Below are 21,303 nucleotides of genomic sequence, written 5' to 3'. Positions count from 1 at the left end.
TTAAAGAAAAGACAGAATATCTCCTGTCTATATATTTTCCGGGTCTAACTGCGTTCGAATATGAAAATGTTAGGTATCTCATGATGAACGCTTTTTTAGATACCACCGTAGATGAAAGTGTATTTGTTTTAAGAACAAATGCAATCAGTAAAATCGTAGAAAATCAATCTGATTCAATAAAGGAATTATTTGATAAGGATGTTTTAGCTAACGCAATTAAAGAGATCGAAATAGAATTAATCAAATATGAGCAACTATTGAAGAAAAAAGGAGTTTCAGACAGTTTAGAACGTATTCTAAAAGTCGTGGGTTCGTGTACCGAACAGTGGGTACAGGGGATGAAAGAACTGGGAGTGCAGCAGATGAACAGTAGGTATCTGATGGCAGGAGCCACTTCCTCGTATACCTTAAACATATTGGAATTATTCAAAGCGATGGGAGAAGTGTATTCATTATCGGAAAAGGAACTTGGTAATGTCGAACTCTTTGGACTTGAAGGGATTAACAATGTTTCATTTTCGGAATATAGAGCATTTTCTTTAAAGACTACTCCACATGCAAGTGATAAGCAGGATGAACAATTTTTAATTGCTGCTTTTATTGACCATACTTTAAAGGAACAACATCTCATACACGCTGTCGGCGATGAAACTATTATTTTTGACGCTGAGTGTAAAATATGTGTGCCTGATAAACTAAATATTGAAGATATTGTAATGGACATCTCGAAACCATATGGAACTATAGTGCATCAGGAGTTTTACCGATCCTTTCAATATAAATGTATGCGATGTATTAGATTATTAACACACGACGCCAATTGTCCTTTTAATAAAAGCTTTAAGGAAGGACTGATTTGATGGATAGGATTATGGCCGAATTAGAGATTTCAGATTTTCTTACTTATGAAGAACTTCCTTCCTGTAGAATCTGCAACTTGGATAAAGATAAAGTACTTGTTATTTGTTCAATAACATACCTTGAACAAATTGATGATATCGTTACAAAATTACCCAGTTTAAGAAACAAGATAATGACACAAATGAATAACCCCAAAAACAAGGAATATGTCGAGAATGAAAAAATCCCCATGTCAAAATTTTTGTGGGATATGTATGTAGTCGCCCTTCATCAATATAAAAGTGAAAAGGAACTCTTTAGACCTGCAGATATAGCCAAATACGAACGTGACAGATTTGTAGCAAGAAAAATCGTAATTCAATATGAGCATTTTGAGGAGCTTAAGAGAAAGTTTATTCGGCTGTTATTTCCTGAACGAGTATTGGATGGATTCTCAATTATAGACAATCAAGAGAACGAAGAAGAATTAGATTTTGAAGCAATAAAATTGTTAATTCAAAACATTGAAAACGTAGTAAGTAAGGGGGACTGAATTTGTATCTTTCCCAAGTAAGAATAAAAAACTTCCGCGGCTACGGCGAATACGAAGGCTCACCAGACAATTGCTTTGTTTACGATGAGTTAGATTCTCCCTTAGTAATTTTTCATGGGTACAATGGATTCGGTAAAACATCATTTTTTGAAGCAGTGGAGTGGTGCTTGACTGATAATGTTTATCGTCTGGAAAAGTTCTATGTAGATAAAACTTACCAAGCCAATGAATTAAAGAGAAGCCATTATTTAAAGTTTTATCACCCTAAATATGGGAATAATGAACTTAGGGAGATATATGTAGAATTACTATTTGACAATGGATTGAGAATAGTTCGAAGAAGTAATAATAAAGTTCTTCGTACCACTGATAAGGATGCAAGTTATTCATCAAAAGTATTTATGGGAATAAATGAGTTAGTCGAAACTACAACGGAAGAAGTGTTGCATAAATTCATTTCAAAAACAAAAGACAAAGAAGCATTTTTTCATACTCATATGCTAGGCCAAGAAAGTATAAGCGATTTTCTAAGAAATAATTCTCCTTCGCAGCGAAGGGAAATTTTTATGCATCTGTTACAAGAAGAAGAGCTAAATAATTTGTATCAGGCACTTAGTAAATTTCAAGCAAAAAATAATTCGTTAACTTTAAAGTACAATGACTTGACCACCAAATCTGTAAATTTAAGGACTTATCAACAAGGGATCACAGATTTCATCAAAAAATTGGGTTTTGATGATATTATTCATTATATAAAAGCGATTAATGATGACTATACAAAAATTAAATTGGTTTTAACAAGTAGTGATCTCGGGAATCTCCCGATAAATGCTTCATTGTTAGTGGCTGAATCAGGTATTGGTTTTAGCAATTGTGTTGAATATTTGAAAACATTGAGTGCGGAGCATCAAAAAATTGTTGCGTTTCGTGATGACTTGAATTCAAAATATGAGGAATTACTGCGGCTTAATAAAAGGTTTGAAACATTTTCATTGTTGGAACAAGCTAAAGTACAACTTCAAAGATCAGAGGCGGCTGCACGCTTAAAACTAAACAATAGTGATTCGCTGAGTGAACAAATACGTAGTTTAAATCAAAAAATTGTTTCTTGTGAATCAAGTATTGATTCTATCCAGCGAAAAAAAGTTACTCTGGAAGAATATAGATATACATTCCTACCATTATCAAAGTATATTTCAAGCACAGATGTTGATGAGCGATTTTGGGCTGAATTAATCCAAGAGCAAGTCAAATGGGAAAAGTTTGTTATTGAGTTTAAATCGGAACTTGAAGTAAATATAGAGAATCTCGGTATTGAGGACATAGATAAAGAGTGGTTTCGTGAAATTCAGAGGCAGTTAATCAATATACAGGATACAAAAAAACAATTGAATGAAAATTTAGAAGATATACTTTCTCAAAAAAAATCCGTTTCATTATTAAACGTACAATATCAAGAAGCTTTAATTCATGTCAAAAAGTTGATAAATGATAACTTTCAAAGCACTGATAAGTGCCCAGTTTGTTTAAACGAGGACTTTTCAAATCCTAAATATTCTTCATTGCAAGGTTGGGAAAGTAGTTCATCGATAGCAGAGAAGATTATTCTAATAATTGATTCAACTTTCGCCGCGGGCAACGAACAGGTAGCGCTGTTAGTAGAAAGAGAAAAGGAAATTCATGATAAAATTAGGTCGCTTGAAAATCAGTATTCTCTAAGAATTGAACAGCCGTTGCGTGTGAGATTGGATAATATAAATCAAAAGTTCAAAGAAAAATATGATGTTGTGGAGAAGCATCTTCAAAAAGAGTTGATAGCTCAATCTGCTATTAAAGATTCTTCAATTTCGACGAGAAACGAAACTCAATTACAACTCAATAGGATTCGTGAGTCAATAATTAGTTTATTCGGGAATGAGATTAAACTTGAAGAACTTGAAACTTCTCTTCTTGATCAAATTATTACTCAATCACAAGAATGGTTTCTCTCGAACTTAAGTGAAACGGGTTTTTCAAGTAGTCCAAGTATTAGTGAGGTCGAAAGCGAACTTGCTTTGCTAAGAAAAGAGTACCTTAACGGTAATGAGCATGAAAGTGTGAAAACCAATTTAGAATCCACAAAAAAAAAGTTAGCTGCCATTGAGAGTCTTATAGCATTAATAAAAGAAGTTTTAAACAAGAAGCTTCCTGATGAGTATGAAGTTGCAGTAGTTCGATATGAAAAATTGGGAGAACTGATACGAAGCGAGGCAAGTAAATGGCACGGAAGATTGCTTGGGAAACAAAGACAGATAGTAAAAGAAAGGTTGGAGAATCATCCTATCATAAGCTGGGTCTACGAAACGATAAACCCACATCCATTTCATAAAAGTTTACATATTACAAATACAGAACGTGGAACCAATTTTATAGGGCAAACCCAGTTAGAAGATAAAATTGATCTCTATCTTGACCAGATATTTAGTGCAGCACAATTGAATATATTGGCTTTAAGTATCTTTCTTGGCCTTGGTTTGACCCAACGATATAGTCAACTTCAACAGCTTTTTATGGACGATCCTATTCAGAGTATGGATGACGTTAATATTTTGGCGTTCATTGATGTTTTGCGTGCAATTATGGATTCAAAATACAGCAATAAGCATATAGTCGTTTCGACTCACGATGAAGATTTTGCCCAGTTACTTTCAATAAAAATGAGAAACAGAAAAATGGTACAATACAGAATTGTGGGTTATACAGAGGAAGGTCCCCAAATTATAAAAATGAAGTGAGAATCAAGTTTGATGTAAATAGAGCCCGATTGTACAAGAGAACGCCCTTTCAGCGGCGTTCTCTTTTTATATAGATACTTTCAAAAAGCCGGTTGCCCTGAAATATCAGCGCAAACCGGCTTTTTGCGTGAAAGGAGAAGTGTAAGATGACCAAGGTGATCGCCCTCGCCAATCAGAAAGGCGGCGTGGGCAAAACCACAACGGCGGTCAACCTGGGGATCGGATTGGCAGCCGATGGGAAAAAGGTTTTGCTGGTCGATGCGGACGCGCAAGGCAACCTGACGGATTCGTTAGGGTTCCACGAACCGGATAACCTGTCGGTATCTTTGGCCACATTGCTGGCGAAAACGATGCTGGAAGAATCCTATGAAGCGCGGGAAGGTATTTTGCATCACCATGAAGGCGTTGACCTGATGCCAGGCAATATTGAATTGTCCGCTGTTGAGGTATCGCTCGTCAACACGATGAGCAGAGAAACGATTTTACGTTCGTACATCGATTCCGTTAAAGCCGACTACGATTACGTGCTGATCGATTGCATGCCGAGTTTGGGCATGTTGACCATTAATGCGCTTGCCGCGGCGGACAGCGTCATCATTCCCGTACAGGCGCATTATTTACCGGCCAAAGGAATGACTCAACTGTTGCAGACCATTTCCCGTGTGCGCAGGCAGATCAATCCGAAGTTGGTTTTGGACGGCGTGCTGCTCACGATGGTAGACAGTCGGACGAAATTTGCCAAAGACATTTCCTTTATTCTTCGGCGCGACTACGGCGACAAGCTGCGCGTGTTCAACACCGAAATCCCCTTATCCGTTCGCGCGGCGGAAACAAGCGCCAAGGGGAAAAGCATCTACGTCCATGATCCGGATGGGAAAGCTGCGGGGGCTTATGCCGCCTTTACGAAGGAGGTGCAGAGCATTGGCAGCGAAAGACGACATGCGCGCCAGCATCAAACTGGCCACAGTCGCTGATTTATTCTCGACGGAGGAGAGCCGCGCCGACCAGCAGCGGGAAAAGGTGATGGAAATACCATTGTCGGAAATCAGCGATTTTCCCGGACATCCGTTCAAGGTGAAGGCGGACGAAGCGATGTTGGAAATGGCAGACAGCGTAAAGCAATACGGCATTCTCGTTCCCGGCCTGGTACGTCCGAAGACGGACGGCGGCTATGAAATGGTAGCCGGGCATCGTCGTAAAAAAGCGAGCGAACTGGCAGGCAGAGAAACGATGCCCTGCATCGTCCGCGAACTGGACGACGATCAGGCGACGATCATCATGGTGGACAGCAACCTGCAACGGGAAAATATTGCGCCAAGCGAGAAAGCATTCGCCTATAAGATGAAGTTGGAGGCGATGAAGAGACAGGCGGGCAGACCTAATAGAGAAAATGTGTCCCAAGTTGGGACACAAAAGCGGTCCGATCAATTGTTGGCAGATCAGGCAGGCGAAAGCCGCAATCAAATCCAGCGTTATATCCGCCTTACCGAACTGACCCCCACCATTCTCGAAATGGTGGACGATAAACGGATCGCGTTCAATCCGGCCGTAGAACTTTCATACTTGGCCGAAGAAGAACAGAAAGCCTTGTACGAAACGATGCAGTCTGAAGACTGCACGCCTTCGCTGGCGCAGGCGCAGCGCATGAAAAAACTGAGTCAGGACGGGCGGCTTAACGTGGATGTCATCTTCTCGATTCTCACGGAGGAGAAACCGAACCAGAAAGAAAAGATGACCATTCGGCGCGAGCGGATAGACCGTTTCTTCCCGAGGGACTTTACCGAAAAGCAAAAGGAAGACCTGATCGTACAACTACTGGAAAGCTGGTATAAAAAACGGCAACGGGAACAGGAACGTTAACCTGTATCCTGTTCGGCAGGCACTCTCCCCTAGGACGGAGAGCTTTTTTATGCCCATTTTTGGGGAGGCGATTCATGATGTATTTCACGAAAGGGAGGCGTCGTCAATATGAGCGCCTGATGCAAGAAAAGCCGGGTTTCAACCGCTTTGAAGTTTTGGAGGATGAGACCGAGCAGCCGCGCACGCGAAAGAAGAAATCTCGTGAAGCCGGCCAATCAAAGCGAAGCCGGGGAACGAAGGAAGACCGCAACTTTCCAGGAAAAGAGGACGGACAATGGAAGAAATAAAGCGAATGGTGGACAACTATGAAGTCGATCAGGCCATCTCCATCGGGAAGGTGGAAGTGCTGCTTGGCATAGACGAAACCAATGCCGAGCGTTCGTACATGGTATGTACCTGCACCCGAAACAATTCGTTGGGTGTCGAGCAATATTACGCGATTGCGTTAGGCGAGGATTATCTTGAAGCCGTGCATGACTTTATTTCCCGCGTGCAATGGGAACTGGAGGATCTCAAAGAAGAAAGGGCCAGTGTCAAGGTGCCCCTATCTCCCCTTACCCAAGCCCAATGCCAGCCGATTCGCGAAGACATGCGCATTGACAACCAGGTTGTTGTCATCCGACCGGAACGGTTGCGACCCGAATATCGCACCGCTGTTAACCAGCTTGTGCTGGCACTAAGCGGTTTTGGCACCTCTGCCAATTCCCGAGGTCGCGCCGTCTACGTGATCAATCTGTATACCGGTGAAGAGGCTCGCTGGAATCGGGAGGATTTTATGGGTCTGATAAAACCGGAGCATATGCCTGCATGGGCGCAAGAAAAACTGGAGCAGCATCAGATTGGAACTCAGCAAAAGCCGAAGCGCCGTGACGAAGCCCGGTAAAGTCATTCGATAGCACTTCAATCTCGGATTGAAAGGAGACGTGAGCGATGTCGTGGACTTATCGGCACCGCAAGACGCTTATGATCGCCGCGATTGCCGTAAGCGTTTGTTTACTGGCGGCTGCGGCCATTTATTCTCTGATAAAGCAATCAGAGCAAGAGCAGAAACAGCAGCAAATGAAGGAACAATATGAAAAGCAAATCGAAGAACTGAAAACGATAGAAGAACAATCGCGCAGAAGCGTTTGGACTGTGGCGCGCACCATTCCTGCCGGCGGCACCGTGACGGCGGAAGACCTCAAGTCCGTCCCGATGCCTGCGAATCTGGTGCCGCAAGGGATGATGACCGATCAGAACACGGTTATCGGCAAAAGCGCCAAAATCGAATTGCAGCCAGGCACGCCGCTGATGCCGTCCATGCTGTACGAGAGCGCGCCGATCCCGAAGGATTTGCGGGTGCAGGAGTTTCATGTCATTCAGCTTCCCTCCAATCTGCAAAAGGGACAGTACATCGACGTGCGAATCAACTTCCCGACTGGCGAAGATTTTGTCCTGCTGGCGAAGAAGAAGGCGCGGGAGTTGTCCGGCAATGTCATCTGGCTGGAAATGAACGAGCTGGATATATTACGGACTTCAAGCGCGATCATCGATGCCTACTTGCAAGGCGCGCGGCTGTATGCCCTGCCCTACATCGAGCCGGGCTTGCAGGAATCGGCGGTAGTCAATTATCCCGCCAATCCGAAGGTGCTCGATTTGATGGAACATGATCCGAACCTGCTCGAAAAAGCGACAACCGAGCTTGCCCGCCAGCTTCGCCTGACACTTGATGACAATCTCAAGGCGATGAGCGAGTCGGACAAACTGCGCGTAACGAGCGGCAGCGTAACGGTTCAGCAGCAACTGCAAAACGAACGGATTGTCACACAGCAAGGCAATGCCCTGCATGAGGCGACCCCATCGCCGCCACCGGCAGGCGCAACGGCTACGGTCGACCAGGAACCGCCAGCTGCACAGCCGCTGACCTCCCCTTCCGTTCCGACAACGACGAATGAGAATCGGCCGGAAACGTCTGCGGAGTCTACGCCATCTGTTTCGACAGATCCGGCACCAGCTTCGCCGTCTGGAGAGCCTGCAAAAGTGGATAAATTAGAGCAAATTTTTAATCAGTGAAGGAGGCCGTCATGAAAAAAGTCGTGTTTTTCGGCGCGTCGGACAAAAGCCACCTGCTCCTTGTGCTGGGCAAGCTACTCACGGCGATGGAGCGAAAGGTGCTGATCGTGGACTCCACCCTTGCCCAGTCCATGCAAGGCTATTTGCCGCGAGCGGATTTCGGCTATTCGTTGCGGGAGTTTGAAGGCATCGATGTGGCGACCGGGCTCATCACGCCAGCGCAATTGGAACGCTCCCTGTTTCAAGCCGGAGGCGAAGCGGCATACGATGTCATGCTGCTCGACACCGATCACACCGAATTTGTGAAAGGACGAGAGTTGCCGGGCTATGACAAGCGGGTTTGGTGCAGCAATTGGAGCCGGCTCAGCATGCATAAAAACGCGGAACTGATGCAGCGGCTGTGTCTTCACGAAGCGGAAGGCCAGCCGCTCACGTTTTACAAACTGATTGCTCCCACTCTGCCGATCGCCATACCCGAGTCGTATATCGATTCGCTTCTGGCGCAGCAGTTTGTACGCTGGGAGGACACCGTGTTCCGCTTTTCGCTTGATGAAGGGGATATGTCGGTCGAACTGGACAACCAGCATCATGGGCGCATCGACATCAGGCGGCTATCCGGGACGTATCGCCGGAACGTGTTGGACATGCTGCAACAGTTGTTTGATTGCGATGCCAAAACCGCCCGGCGGGCATGGGCGCGATCCCGAAGGCGCACGTAAATTCGGTAATGTTGCACGAAAGGAGATGAAGCAATGGGTTTTACCGTGGTGTTTTGGAGTCCGGTTTCGGGACAGGCAGGTACGACGAGCAACCTGATCGCCGCCGCGGCGCTGCTCGGACTCGAATATTCCTCGCGCCTTTTGTTGCTTGGGCATTTGCAAAGCGAATACGCGGCCATCGAACGCAGCTTTTACCCGAGACGGAGCTGGATGAGCAAAGCGGACGCCCCGCCTGACGCGGGCATCGACGCGCTGCTCAGGCTTTTACAAAACCGCAAGCTGGAACCGAACAGGTTGCGGGATTACACGCTGCCGCTGCTCGCCGACCGACTCGACATCCTTCCGGGATCGAACAAGCCGGATGCATCGTTTGTTTCCGCCGCACAGGAATGGCTTGGACCTCTTTTGGAACTGACAAGGCGCGCTTACGATCTGGTATTGCTGGACGGCGGAAGCGGCAACCTGTCGGCGTGGACACAGGCGCTGCTGCGTCAGGCGGATTTGCTGGTCGTCTGTCTGCCTCAAAATGGGCTCAAGCTGGAGCAGGTCTTTCCGCTGGTGGAGGCGCAGCTTCAGTCCGACCGGAAGCATTTGCTTGTATTCGGACAATATGACCCCGGGTCGGCGTTGACCGTCAAAAACATTAAGCGCCATTTTCATCGGCGGGAGCTAACGTACCCGATTGTCCATAATACGGGCTGGCTGGACGCGACCCAACAAGGAGAAGCCGTCCGTTTTTTATTTCGCAACCGACAGGTGCCGTGCAATCATAAAAACTATCCCTTTATGCAACAGGTGCGGACACTGGCACAAGCGATCGTCCAGCGCGCCGGATTAAGCAAGCCTTTTTTCGGCGGGAAGGAGGACGATGACCGATGATGTTCGCGCTGAACGGTTTGCTTCTGGCGGGCATCCTCATTGCGATCGGCGTCTTGCTCTATTTGCGTATGAGCCGTCGCTTGCCGGAGCAGCCGGACGAAAAGCCGGTCTATACGCTGGAAGCGATGACCGCGTTTGTGAAAGAGGCGCTGCACGAGATGACGAGCAGCAACCTGATTGACTTCGGCTTGTCGGAAGAAGAATACCGCCGCCGCAAAAACAAGCGCGCAGAACTGAAGAAGGCGCTGCGGGGCTGCACGTCCGGAGATTTGCGGGACAAGGCGTATGTGAAGCAGGTAATCGCCGATTTGCTCGAACAGCGTTATACCTTGGACGATAATAACCTGAATCGCCTCCTGCCGTTTGACGACCCGCAGGCGCTCACATCGCAAGATCAATTTGACATCCTGCTCTATCTCTATAAAAAACAACATCGTTTGAGAGCGCTGGACGAACTGATCCGCAAATACGAACTGGACCGCCCCAAGCGGAGCATGGAAGACGAAGAGACAGAATCGTACCGGATTACCGCCGACGAAATCCGAGATATTTACAAGCAGGAAGCGCGCAAGCTGTCTGCCGGGGACAAAACGCAGATCGTTGTGCAGCGGATCTACCAGCAGTACAAAGGGTTTAGCGTCATCGACGAAATCCGCGACATGAAAATCGACGGCGTATCGGGCGGCGTTTCCGGCATCCCGCCCTCGATGTGGGAAGGCGAATGGAGCCTGGAGGAAGAAGCGCAGCTGCGCGAGGTGCCAAGGTCGCATGACAGCGTGTGGCTGTTTTATAAAGGGAAATCTATCCATTTAAGCTTTCTGTCCTTCGGCTCGGAGCAAGAACTGAGGCGCGTGTGCCAGAACGTGTACAAACATAATTTTCCCGGCCAATTGTCCGAGGCGAACGGCTTTAAGGTGAACGAAATGGCCGATGGCTCCCGCGTCGTCGTGCTGCGCCCCCGGTTCAGCGAATCGTGGGCTTTTTTTGTGCGCAAATTCGATGTGCAAAACGCCACGCTCGAACAATTGATTCAGGACGACCATGCGGAGCTTCCCATCGGACTGATCAGATATCTCGTCATGGGCGAGCGCATAACGGCCATTACCGGCGCGCAGGGCAGCGGCAAGACGACGCTGCTCACGGCTATGGTGCGCTACATTCCGGCCATCTTGCCGATCCGGGTGCAGGAAATGAGCTTTGAGCTTCAGCTGCGGAAAATATACCGGGATCGCAACATTTTAAGCTTGCGGGAAACGGAAACGATCTCCGGGCAGGACGGGCTGGACATCCAGAAAAAAACGGACGGCTCGGTCAATATTTTGGGAGAAGTGGCGACCGACCCGGTTGCCGCCTGGATGGTGCAGATGGCGCAGGTCGCTTCGCTGTTCACCTTGTTTACGCATCATGCCAAAACGTTCCGCGATCTCGTCTATTCGCTGCGCAATTCGCTGCTGAAGACAGGGGTGTTTACGAACGAAAGAGTGGCCGAGCAGCAGGTCGTCAGCGTCATCAATTTCGACATTCACCTCAGGCGGGACGCGGACGGACATCGCTACATCGAACGGATTACCGAATGCGTCCCGGAGGAGCAGGAAACAGCCTACCCGGAGACGTTCCGCCACAAAACGACGACCGAGGAGAAAATGACGGCGTTCATGGAGACGATGCTGGAATATTTCCGCCGCTCAACGGACCGCCCGCTATACGTCGCGCGGAACGTCATCGAGTACCGAGACGGATGCTATGTCGCCGTTCATCCGTTGTCCGAGCGAAACCGCAAGGAAATCGCCGCATGCCTCGCCGGGCCGGACCAGGCGGCGTTCGAAGCGTTTTTGGCGGTTCACTGGGGGGATAGCGATGAAGATTGAATGGCTGTCCCTGTTGCTGGGCGCAGCGACGGTGCTGTTCCTCGCGATGGTGGCGGCGTTTCAATGGGTATCCCGCCACGGTTCGGACGTGGAGGCCGTTCGGCAGTATGAAGCGTTGCGCAAACCGGGCAAAGCCCGCAAGAAGCAAGCGCTGCACAGCGTGTTGCAGCAGCTGTATCGCCTAAGCGAAAGTGTACCGATTTTACGCGGTTATTTGCTTCAACTTCGCAAACGAATGACCATTCTCCAACTTGGCGACGAATGGAAGCTGCGGCTGGAGACGATGAAGTCGGCGCTCCTCATATGGGGCGTGCTGCTCGCGGCGGCTGTTCCGCTGGCTATCGGCGTGCGCGACCCGGCCGCGCTCGGCATGATTGGCATCGGCTTCTGGGTTGGCCACGGAATCCTTTCGGACAATCTGGTCCATCGGCTGGAGACGCGACTGCTTCGGCAACTCCGGCATTTTTTTTCGGATGTGCGTCATCATTATCATCGTCACGGCATGGTGGAAGAAGCCATTTATGAAGCGGCGGACGGCGCGCCGTATGAGATGGCGCTGCACGGACACGAAATATACGAAGTGCTCACGGCAAGCGATGCCGAGCATCGGCTGGCGCAATATATCGAGAGCGCGCCGAACCGCTATTTGCAGGGCTTGGCCGGGCTGTCGCATCTGGTGAAGGAATACGGCGACAAACGAACCGCAACCGGTTCCGTGTACTTGAAGGCGCTCGGGAAGCTCGCGACCAAACTGAATCTAGAACTGCTGCGCCGCGAGCGCCTCAGTTTCCTGTTGCAAGGACTGACCGCCATCACGCTGTTGCCGCTGCTGTTTACCCGGCCGATCGAAGCTTGGGCCAGCCATTACTTTCCGGCCATGGACGCCTTTTATGCGAGCACGACTGGCTGGATCGTGAAAATCGGCCTGATGGCGGTCGTATGGCTGTCCTACGTTCTGCTGCGGAACATTCAGGAACTGGACGCGAGTCCAAAACCAACCGGCCGAAAAAGATGGGAGAAACGGGTTTACGAATGGCCTTGGATGCGCTGGCTTGTGCATCGTTTCGGTCCCGCCCCCGGTTCCCGGGAAGCTGACCGCATGGTCAAGCTGCTTAAAGACACCGCATCGCCGCTTCGTCTGGAATGGCTCTATGTGCAGCGCATCGTGGCGGGTGGCATGGCTTTTCTGGCAGTGCTCGGGATGTTTATTACGCTTCATGCCGCAAGCCGGCATCAAATCCTGTATGCGCCGGTAAAGCCGGGCATCCTGTTCGGCCAACTTTCGCCGGAGGAGGAAGCCAAGGCGCGCGAGGCGGCAGCGCTCGATCGCCGCATCATCGATCGCGTAAAGGAGGTGAAGCATCGCACCGAAGAAACGGTGATGGCCCTGCTCCGCAGCGAAACGCCGACGGCGAATCAGGACGATCAACTTCGCGCTGCGGCTCGGCGCATTATGGGCAAGCTCACGAAGCTGGACAATCAATATTTGAAGTGGTGGGAAGCGCTCCTCGCCGCTCTCGCGGGATGGGGCGGCTACGCTATGCCGGTCGGCGTTCGATTGTTCCAGCGGCGCATGCGGCAGATGGAGATGAAGCATGAAGTGGATCAACTGCATGCGGTCATCGCCATGCTGGCGGATCTGGACCGGATGTCGGTCGAGCATCTGCTTATCTGGATGGAACAGTTTGCCCGCGTGTTCAAGGAACCGCTGCAAACCTGCTTGCTCCATTTCGAACAGGGCGCGGACCAGGCGCTGGCGCAGCTGAAAGAGGATGCGCCGTTTGTGCCGTTCGTCCGCACGGTCGAAAAGCTGGAGCTGGCGGCGCAAAGTTTGCCGATTCGGGAAGCGTTCGACGATCTGGAGTCGGAACAGGCTTACGCGCAGGAGCAGCGCAAACAGGAGTACGAGCAATTGATCGAGCAAAAGGCAGGCTGGGGAAAATGGATCGGGTTTGCGCCGATGATGGCTCTCATTTTCGGCTATCTGGTCATTCCGCTCGTCATCGTCAGCTTGCACCAGATGTCCGTATACTACGAACAGCTTCAGCGCATTCAGTAAGCGGACATGTTGCGGCGCTTTCCAAACGGGAAGTGTCTTTTTATTTCGAATTTCATTTGAAGGAGAGATCGGTTCATGTCTAACGCGCAAAAAGCACTCGTGATGGCGGCAGGCATTTTTCTTGCCATCGCGCTCATTACCCTCGCCGTCGTATTGTTTATTTCCGCGCAAGACTCCACCAAGGCGGCGCAAAGCAATTTCAGCAATATCCAGACGGAGCTGTCGCAAACGGCGTTTACGGTGTACGACAACACGACGTTGTCGGGCAGTCAGGTGGTCAACGCGCTGCGCAAGTTCAGCGATCAAGATCAGTTCGGCATTCAGATCGTCACCGGGAAAAATCCGGCAGGTCAGTGGTACGGCAAGGTGATCAACACGGGTGTTCCGATCGACAGCGTGACCTACGGCTCAGTGGTTGGTGAAGCGCCGGGGCAACTTAGCCATGCGCTCGATGAATCGAATGTGAACTACGTCAATCCGAGCGGCAAATTTCGGGCGCAACTGGTGCACGACAGCAGCAACGTCATCCGCGGCATTGTGTTTCGGCAGCAGTAAGCGCCCGTTGCTGAAATCACAACGCTGATGGGGCGTCCTTTCGGGTATAGACGGACGCCCCGGCGTTTCCAAGGAGGAAACCGATGGAACATGCCCCCAGAACGATGCTGGAAATGAGCGTGGCCTGTCTTCTCTTTCTGATGGCCGCAACGAGCGGACTGCTGCTCTTTCAAACCGGGGCCGCGCTGAACGCCACCGCCTATGTGTCGGGAAAGTCGCTGGACCGCAACATGCAGATGACGTTTTCGCCGATTGCCGGCGACGGCACCGTATCCGGCGCAGAGGTAGCGCAATCCGTTGCCCGGCTGGAGACGGGAGACGCGGAAATCGTGGTGGACGGCGTTCGATACGTGCCGCCGCTCGATCGGGACCAGTTCGTCCCCGCCGGCATTCGCCTGAATGCCCGGTATACGGCAGTCACCCAGCGTGATGCGTCCGGACAACTGCTGCGCCTCATTTTCGCTTCACGCTAAGGAGAATGCCATGAACAGTTTCTCGAAAGTTTTCGCGGTGCTCATTGCCGTTTTATTGCTCTATCTCTACCCCATTTCCGCAGCCTTCGACCAGCAGGACGATATTTCGGAACTGGTCGTATTGAAGGCGACGACAACGTTTGTGGATGCGGTGCGGGACAAAGGCTTTGTGTCGCCGACCATGTATACGGACTATATGGAGACGATTGCGGCAACGGGCAACACCTTCGATGTGCAAATGGAACACGGCAGCAAAAAGTACGTGCCGGTTTACGACGACCCGACAAGGCCGGATACGTTTCGGGGCAGCTACGAAGTGCATTACGACAAGTTTTACAACGCGCAGATTTTGCCTGTTCTGTTCCCAAATAGCGCGGCTGCAAAAGACGATCCGGCGCGACGCTACAAGCTGCGGGTCGGCGACACGTTTGCGGTCACGGTCAAAAATAAGAACCGGACTCCAGGTACGATTCTGTTCGATTTTCTGAACCAGGCCATCAGTCCGAACGAAAAAATCTTCATTCCTTACGGCGGGGTGGTGCGCAATGAGGCTGATTGAATGGGCCATTGTCGGGGCGCTCATTTTCCTGCCGTTTGCGACCGTGAACCGGATCGAGGTCGAAACGCAGCGGAAGGCGCTATTGACCGAGCTGCGCTATAACGCCGCGCTGGACGCAGCGGTGGATGACGCGGCGCGGATGTTGACCGTCAATACCGACCAGCGGCGGGAGACGCAATACGAATCGGCCAAGCGGGTGGCGCTGAACAAGGACGAGGCGATTGCCGCTTTTTTTCGGACGCTGTACGCAAGCTTCGGCATTGCCGACGATCCCGTTGCGCAAGGCGTACTGGGTCGGTATATCCCGGCTATTGCGGTGATTGGTTACGACGGTTTCTACGTCTATGCCGAGGAGGAGTGGACGGGAGCCGACGGGAACACGGAACGGAAACCGGTTTGGGGAGCGAAGAAGCCGTATGCCTACGCCGATTCATCGGGCAACAGCCTTTCGTTCACGCTGGACGATTTCGTCCTCGCTTACGATGCGGGCAGCCGGAGCTGGCACGAAGGCTTGCGGGCCGACGTCGGGCAGCAGACGAATATTGCGCTATTAAAGGATGCGGAGCGATTTGAGCAGGTGCGTCGAAGCACCATCGTCCGCGCAATTGAAGACGAACTCGCCTACCGAATCAACAAACACAACGAATCGGTTTCCCGATACGGCTTTTCTTACACCTTCACGCTGCCGACCATTTCGCAGGAGGAATGGCACAATACCGTGGATGACGTCGGGGTGCTTGCCTTTATCCAAGGCATTCCGATGGGAGGCAAGTTTTACAACAATTATGCGCTCGGCGGAAGCCGCGTGCTCAAGAAGCCGGAGATTTTCGGGGCCAGGAAAGGAAGCATGAAGGTGTATTATCGCAGCACATGCGGCTTTGCTTATCCGGTGGAAGAGACGTTTTCCAGCGAACAAGCGGCCGCGCAAAAAGGCTATATGCCGCTGGACTGTCCTGTCTCGCCATCTTAACGAGACGGCGGTGATTTCGGAAAGTGGACACGCCGTCAGATCGGCTCTATGATGAACCTGACAGTCGAAATCTTCCAAACTTGTCATGACCCCTATTAAGAGAGGAGCGAATGGCGTGAGAAAATGGATAATTACAGGACTTGTCGCCGCGATGCTTTGCAGCTTGTTCACCGTAACGGCAAGCGCGGCGAGCCGACTTCCGTCCTTTGTCGGCGTCGTCATGGACGGACAAAAAATCTGGTTTCCCGATGCGCAAGCATTTGTCGATGAAAACAATCGGACGCTCGTGCCGGTTCGATTCATCGCGGAAAAGATGGGCGCAAACGTAGGCTGGGAGCCCAAAACCATGACCGTACCGATTGAGCGGGACGACCTGCATATTGTGCTTACGATCGGCGATAGCAGGGCGCTCGTCAACGGCAAAGAGGTGGCCTTCGATTCGAAGGCGATCACCAGCGGCGGCCGGACGTTTGTCCCGCTGCGTTTTGTCAGCGAAGCGCTGGGGGCGGAAGTGAATTGGGATAGCCCGACATCGACCGTATTTATTTCCACACAAGAAGACGCCAATGCAAAGTACGATGAATGGGGCCGCCTGATTCGCACAACCCATTTGCCGAAGAACGCGAAAGATTACCCGTACATTCTGGCCGATGTGCCGAATGAAGCGTATGAGATGGCCTATCCCTACTCGCATCCTACGGACAGCAAAGTTTCATCGGTATTGTATTCAACCATACCGGAATTCAATAAGAAAAACGTGGATATATGGATGAGCCGACTGAAAACGTTTGGTGCACTCTGGCTGAACGTGGATTACAAAACGATTGACGATTCTTGGGCGCAGGCGGTATTTGCCACGAAGGTGCAAAGTTCCAATGCGGAATTGAAATACATCCGGCGGTATGTGGATTGGGTTAAAGAAAACAAGATTCAAATTGAAGGATACCTTGATCCCGAGCCTTCCATGATCTATCGGAACGGATTCGGCGATAATTATATCCGATCCAAATTCAGGATTAAATTTGTTTCGTTTAAGGAAAGTAAAGACTTGCTCTATGATGAAAGGTTCCCTAACCAACAATCTTTTGAAAAGGGAATTTGGTATGAAGGCTACACCGATATCTCGATGTCCACGAATGTGGGAGGCGATTGGGGGCCAACGTTGAAAGTAAGTCCGAGCGCTAGTTTATTCTACAACCATACGATTAAAAGGATGGAGTAGAGATATGAACAAATTGCATAAACGATTCTTGAGCATGCTGCTGGCATGCTTATTTTTGTTTTTCTCCATTCCAACCTCTGTTTTCGCGGGACCTCCCGATGTCAGAACTGAAAATGGCACCATTAAATTTAAGATCACCAGTACGGCTGCAACATCGTCCATTAAATACAGAACCGTGGGTTGGACGGTGCGCCGTGACCAATTATGTTCGAATACGACGCCCAAGCAGTGCGGCGATCCGAGAAGCGGCCAACACGCTTCTTTTTTGGACCAGCAAGTACGGCAAGTAGGACAGGAACCGAATCCGCCCATCCCCGGCCAGCCTGTCACGACCTATTACGAAGTCAGCGAGGCGCTCGTCACGGAAGGCATGTGGAAAGCGGGCATGGGCGACATCAAAGACAACGACGACTTATATTTGTATGCCATCATGGTGTCTATCGACGGAAACGGCAACGTGCGCAAAGGGCCCTTTTATACGCTGGATGAGATCAAGAGGGCCGAACCTTGGGCGCATCCGGACGACTTGGACGATTATTTCGGCATTCATGTACCCTATCGAAGCGCGGAATTTCCCGTTGATGTCATTGCGAAAACCGTGAACGGAAAAGTCATAGAGCAACCGCAAGCTACGTTTCTAAAGGGCAAGTACAAAGTCGGGGAAACGATCGATCATGAATTTCCCGAAACAATTGAGGACAACGGAAAAACGTATACGATCGTTCGCTCCTATTTATCGCCCAAGCAGGACCCGACGCGGAAAGACTGGCTGCAAGAAAATCCCGAAACGAATCCGAAGGTGCGAACGAGAAGCTTTACGGTACATCTGGGCGGAACGGACGCGGTTGCCGAATACGCAGAGAACAATCCGGTGAAGGCCATCTATCAAAAAGAAGACGGCACCAAACTCAAAGAAGTGGACAAAGGCGTTTTCGCAACCGGCGAGGAAGCGAACCATACGTTTGAAGGACAAATCACTTCCGGCGGTCAGACGTATGAAATCATCCGCTCTTACATTACGAACAATAACAAACCCGACGAGAAGCTGTTCGTTCTGGAAAAAGGCGACCCGAAGCTCAAAGAGCGCTCCATTCTGGTGGGATCGGGCGGCTCCAACTTTATCGGCATTTACAAAATTCCCTCCTCGGTAACGGTCGCGTCCCGGATTGAAGCGCCGGAAACGGTCGACCAAAACGTGACCGAAGTGGACGGGGATTTTGTTTTTGAAGTCAAGTCGCTAAAGAATTTGAAGTCATACGAAATCACGGATATTCGAAATGCCAGGCTCGTTCAAACGGGCGACAAAACCGGAAACCTCTCCGGCACGTCAACGAGTAAAACGATTCCGATCAAAATCCCGTTCACGTCCGGCGACAAAGTGAGCGTGCAAATCACCGTCGTTGTGAAGGATGTGGACGGCAATACGGGGGACTCGACATCTGATCATACGGTACGCAAAGGCGACGGCGGCGGAGAACCGCAGCCCGGCGCTTCCCAGCAGGCCGAAGCGATGGAGCCGAACGTTTCTGCCGTCATTCAGGCGGATGCGCGCGGCGCAGAAAAATTTGATGTGCTGCAAGGCATTCCGACTTCAGAGAGCCTGTATGTGAACGCTTTGGCCAAATCGTACTTGTATCGCAACACGTTCATGGAAACGAGCGGCACGAAGCAATACCCGATTCAGGTGAGTAAAACATATACCCTCACCTGGACGGAGACGCGATCCGGCCCGCCCGATGCGGACGGGAATCCGACGACCATTACCGTTCCGCGTTCAGATACACAGACGGTCAGCAAAAACTATTCGATTGAACGCAAGTACAGCTTCTGGACGATTCAAAATCTCGAAGTGTACGGCATTCAGAAGGCGACGGTCTCCAATTATGCGCTTCCGTCGGGAACGGTTACGCTGGAGCCGAATGGCTATGCGCCGCCAACCGTTTCCGCCGCGCATGATGCGTCGCTCAACGCGCATATCATCGATCCGGTCTATTCGAATGTGACGCTTCCCGGACAAACGATTTCCGGCGGCTCCAGGCGGCCTTCCGTACCAAACGAGGACTGGACCAACGAGGCCGAGAAAGCCATCGGCAAGATCAAGGTGAAAAATGACTCATTCGTTTTTAACGGAAATACAATCATGGACAATCGAATCGTTGAGGAAAAAGCACCGACGCCGGGGGCGATACCGGCCCCGCCGATGATTGGGCAAGATGTGCTGTACGGCAAAGGTTATCTCATTGACGCTTCCAAAACGAACAAAGCGAATCAGCCGAGTACCGGCACCATAACGTATTCCCTGATTAAAGGCATCGGTGGCGGAGCAAACAAAACGTTTTCCATTGTCGGCATCAACCCGGTAACCGTGCATACGCCGGTGGTGAACTACGCCTCGGTGTCGGACGATCAGGCCCACAACCAGAAAACGCAGCCGACTGCCGGGCGGTCGGCGCTCATTCTGGACCGGCCCTTCACCGTGACGATTCCGACAAGCGGCCCGCACAAGGACATCAAGGGCTACGGCAATCGGGATTATGCCAAGTATGTGAGGGACAAGCAGGTACGCTTTCCGTTCGATGTGTACAAAGCGGATCGCACGTCGTTCGTCCCCAAGGACACGTGGGTGTCCATCCCGGTCGGTCAGTTGCAGACGACCTTCTACTTGCCCGTTTGGGTGGACGAGGGCCATTACGACGTGTTATTCCGAACGTTTGCCGAGAACAGCCCGGCTTCCTTCACGTCCCAAATGAATGCCAACCTGGACTTGTCCAACCATGTGGCTGCGCAGGCGGTTCCAGTGGAAGTGATCGGACGTCTCTATGATTTCCGCATCACCGACATTGCCGATTTTGCCTGGGAATCGGTGTTTCGCACCCAAAAAGGCAGCGCGACGCCGACAGGAAACGCCTATTGGGTCGGCACGAAAGGTATTGACGGCGCACCGCGCGGCAACACCCCTCCTTACGTGCTGCCGGTACGGCAAGGCAGTCACCCGGAGAGCGGCAAGAAAAATGTTGCGGTCAAAACGGGTTACCATTTCAAATTCGAAGTCATGACGAAAGGCAACATGTTCGGCTCGGGCGACGGCATCCTCATTACACCGACGTTTTATTTTGTGGACAGCAAGGGGAAGAACAGGCAAGAAGTCGATCTTTACTATCATTCAGGCGGTCAGCGTTTTATTCGTATCGGCTCCGGCGACGATGTGGAGAAACGGTATGTGACGCTCGACGCTCGCCTGCGCAATGTGCCGAAGCAGGAGTTGACCGACACAGCCGCAACGCTTTGGTCGCTAAACGGTTCGCCCGGAGCGAGGCAGACGTTTATCGATCAATATGTAAAGGATGCGCAGAAGCCGACCTATGTGGGCGGCTACGATATTATGCTGCTGCCGCCTCAGCTTCGGACGTTTGTCGGAAGCACGCAGGTGCCCTCCGGCATCGATGCGGCCCGCGCAAACGCTTCAGTTCAGCGATGGCGGGGGGACTACAGCGTGCCCGCCGCGCCGTACGTGGTGCCGAAAGGCTTCAATCTGGCCGAGTACGGCCGCACGCACCGGCTGGACGACAATGCGCCCGTATTTCTGAAGGATGGGTACATCATCGTCAATTTCAACATCGAAACGATCCGCAATCAAGACTTGAAACATCCGCATCTGCAATACAAAAACGCGCCGCTGGACAATCAGTGGCGAATGGAAGGGTTTCAGCGCAGCTTCGTCGATCCATACGGGGCAACGTTCTCCCTGCTGGACGGCGACGTCGTCTTTTATCATGCCAATTTGTCCAGCTACGACGACTTTGGGACGGGCGGCACCCATTAAATTCACCAGACGGGAGGGATAAACATGTTGGAAAAGCTGCAAAGTGCCGCGCCAGAGGATACGGCTTATTTTTATTCCGCTTCTGCCGCAGAGGAGA

Annotated in this window: 18 protein-coding genes; all 18 read left to right on the top strand. The window is 50.7% G+C overall.

All coding sequences use genetic code 11. The annotated features are described in order from the left end of the window. A partial coding sequence (locus PVA01S_RS13655; protein ID WP_218029639.1) for a hypothetical protein occupies window positions 1–860 on the top strand: 860 nt, incomplete at its 5' end. Continuing rightward, a complete protein-coding gene (locus PVA01S_RS13650; RefSeq protein ID WP_127608070.1) occupies window positions 860–1,393 on the top strand; it encodes an ABC-three component system middle component 1 in 534 nt (177 codons plus the stop codon). The genes PVA01S_RS13655 and PVA01S_RS13650, both read left to right, overlap by 1 nt. Window positions 1,394–1,395: 2 nt before the next feature. Further along, complete coding sequence (locus tag PVA01S_RS13645) at window positions 1,396–4,167, top strand: AAA family ATPase (protein WP_164751827.1); 2,772 nt, start codon at window positions 1,396–1,398, stop codon at window positions 4,165–4,167. 146 nt (window positions 4,168–4,313) lie between these two features. After that, window positions 4,314–5,141: a ParA family protein gene (locus PVA01S_RS13640; protein WP_127608068.1), complete on the top strand. Its 828-nt coding sequence runs from the start codon at window positions 4,314–4,316 to the stop codon at window positions 5,139–5,141. Beyond that, window positions 5,089–6,027: a ParB/RepB/Spo0J family partition protein gene (locus PVA01S_RS13635; protein WP_430016618.1), complete on the top strand. Its 939-nt coding sequence runs from the start codon at window positions 5,089–5,091 to the stop codon at window positions 6,025–6,027. The genes PVA01S_RS13640 and PVA01S_RS13635 overlap by 53 nt, the downstream gene beginning before the upstream one ends. Before the next feature lie 74 nt (window positions 6,028–6,101). After that, entirely contained in the window at window positions 6,102–6,314 is a 213-nt protein-coding gene (locus PVA01S_RS13630; RefSeq protein WP_127608067.1) for a hypothetical protein, read from the top strand. Then, window positions 6,302–6,910, top strand: a complete 609-nt coding sequence (locus tag PVA01S_RS13625; protein WP_127608066.1) for a hypothetical protein — start codon at window positions 6,302–6,304, stop codon at window positions 6,908–6,910. The genes PVA01S_RS13630 and PVA01S_RS13625 overlap by 13 nt, the downstream gene beginning before the upstream one ends. Before the next feature lie 47 nt (window positions 6,911–6,957). After that, complete coding sequence (locus tag PVA01S_RS13620; protein ID WP_127608065.1) at window positions 6,958–8,079, top strand: SAF domain-containing protein; 1,122 nt, start codon at window positions 6,958–6,960, stop codon at window positions 8,077–8,079. Window positions 8,080–8,090: 11 nt separating this feature from the next. Next, a complete protein-coding gene (locus PVA01S_RS13615; RefSeq protein ID WP_127608064.1) occupies window positions 8,091–8,798 on the top strand; it encodes a hypothetical protein in 708 nt (235 codons plus the stop codon). Between the two features lie 33 nt (window positions 8,799–8,831). After that, the gene (locus PVA01S_RS13610) at window positions 8,832–9,677 is read left to right on the top strand and encodes a CpaE/TadZ family protein (RefSeq protein WP_127608063.1); all 846 of its coding nucleotides are present in this window, start codon (window positions 8,832–8,834) and stop codon (window positions 9,675–9,677) included. Next, window positions 9,674–11,545: an ATPase, T2SS/T4P/T4SS family gene (locus PVA01S_RS13605; protein WP_127608062.1), complete on the top strand. Its 1,872-nt coding sequence runs from the start codon at window positions 9,674–9,676 to the stop codon at window positions 11,543–11,545. Before PVA01S_RS13610 ends, PVA01S_RS13605 begins: the two co-directional genes overlap by 4 nt. Then, a complete protein-coding gene (locus PVA01S_RS13600; RefSeq protein WP_127608061.1) occupies window positions 11,535–13,604 on the top strand; it encodes a hypothetical protein in 2,070 nt (689 codons plus the stop codon). Before PVA01S_RS13605 ends, PVA01S_RS13600 begins: the two co-directional genes overlap by 11 nt. A gap of 75 nt (window positions 13,605–13,679) precedes the next feature. Next, entirely contained in the window at window positions 13,680–14,159 is a 480-nt protein-coding gene (locus tag PVA01S_RS13595) for a hypothetical protein (RefSeq protein WP_054798840.1), read from the top strand. A gap of 83 nt (window positions 14,160–14,242) precedes the next feature. Continuing rightward, on the top strand, window positions 14,243–14,632 hold the full coding sequence (locus PVA01S_RS13590) for a hypothetical protein (protein ID WP_054795910.1): 390 nt from the start codon (window positions 14,243–14,245) through the stop codon (window positions 14,630–14,632). A gap of 10 nt (window positions 14,633–14,642) precedes the next feature. Beyond that, on the top strand, window positions 14,643–15,191 hold the full coding sequence (locus PVA01S_RS13585) for a hypothetical protein (RefSeq protein ID WP_127608060.1): 549 nt from the start codon (window positions 14,643–14,645) through the stop codon (window positions 15,189–15,191). Continuing rightward, the gene (locus PVA01S_RS13580; RefSeq protein WP_127608059.1) at window positions 15,178–16,161 is read left to right on the top strand and encodes a hypothetical protein; all 984 of its coding nucleotides are present in this window, start codon (window positions 15,178–15,180) and stop codon (window positions 16,159–16,161) included. Before PVA01S_RS13585 ends, PVA01S_RS13580 begins: the two co-directional genes overlap by 14 nt. Window positions 16,162–16,276: 115 nt before the next feature. Further along, entirely contained in the window at window positions 16,277–17,383 is a 1,107-nt protein-coding gene (locus PVA01S_RS13575; protein ID WP_244932952.1) for a copper amine oxidase N-terminal domain-containing protein, read from the top strand. Between the two features lie 4 nt (window positions 17,384–17,387). Next, window positions 17,388–21,206, top strand: coding sequence for a DUF5704 domain-containing protein (locus PVA01S_RS13570; protein ID WP_244932951.1), 3,819 nt, complete (start codon window positions 17,388–17,390; stop codon window positions 21,204–21,206). Window positions 21,207–21,303: the final 97 nt, after the last annotated feature.

The organism is Paenibacillus validus NBRC 15382 (assembly GCF_004000985.1).
In the GTDB taxonomy this organism is placed as follows: domain Bacteria; phylum Bacillota; class Bacilli; order Paenibacillales; family NBRC-103111; genus Paenibacillus_G; species Paenibacillus_G validus.
This window is presented reverse-complemented; position numbering and strand designations above follow the sequence as displayed.

Coding starts and splice junctions, on each gene's coding strand:
- PVA01S_RS13585 (WP_127608060.1), top strand. CDS start 14,643: ATGAACAGTTTCTCGAAAGTTTTCGCGGTGCTCATTGCCGTTTTATTG.
- PVA01S_RS13650 (WP_127608070.1), top strand. CDS start 860: ATGGATAGGATTATGGCCGAATTAGAGATTTCAGATTTTCTTACTTAT.
- PVA01S_RS13620 (WP_127608065.1), top strand. CDS start 6,958: ATGTCGTGGACTTATCGGCACCGCAAGACGCTTATGATCGCCGCGATT.
- PVA01S_RS13570 (WP_244932951.1), top strand. CDS start 17,388: ATGAACAAATTGCATAAACGATTCTTGAGCATGCTGCTGGCATGCTTA.
- PVA01S_RS13580 (WP_127608059.1), top strand. CDS start 15,178: ATGAGGCTGATTGAATGGGCCATTGTCGGGGCGCTCATTTTCCTGCCG.
- PVA01S_RS13630 (WP_127608067.1), top strand. CDS start 6,102: ATGATGTATTTCACGAAAGGGAGGCGTCGTCAATATGAGCGCCTGATG.
- PVA01S_RS13640 (WP_127608068.1), top strand. CDS start 4,314: ATGACCAAGGTGATCGCCCTCGCCAATCAGAAAGGCGGCGTGGGCAAA.
- PVA01S_RS13600 (WP_127608061.1), top strand. CDS start 11,535: ATGAAGATTGAATGGCTGTCCCTGTTGCTGGGCGCAGCGACGGTGCTG.
- PVA01S_RS13595 (WP_054798840.1), top strand. CDS start 13,680: ATGTCTAACGCGCAAAAAGCACTCGTGATGGCGGCAGGCATTTTTCTT.
- PVA01S_RS13625 (WP_127608066.1), top strand. CDS start 6,302: ATGGAAGAAATAAAGCGAATGGTGGACAACTATGAAGTCGATCAGGCC.
- PVA01S_RS13605 (WP_127608062.1), top strand. CDS start 9,674: ATGATGTTCGCGCTGAACGGTTTGCTTCTGGCGGGCATCCTCATTGCG.
- PVA01S_RS13615 (WP_127608064.1), top strand. CDS start 8,091: ATGAAAAAAGTCGTGTTTTTCGGCGCGTCGGACAAAAGCCACCTGCTC.
- PVA01S_RS13590 (WP_054795910.1), top strand. CDS start 14,243: ATGGAACATGCCCCCAGAACGATGCTGGAAATGAGCGTGGCCTGTCTT.
- PVA01S_RS13610 (WP_127608063.1), top strand. CDS start 8,832: ATGGGTTTTACCGTGGTGTTTTGGAGTCCGGTTTCGGGACAGGCAGGT.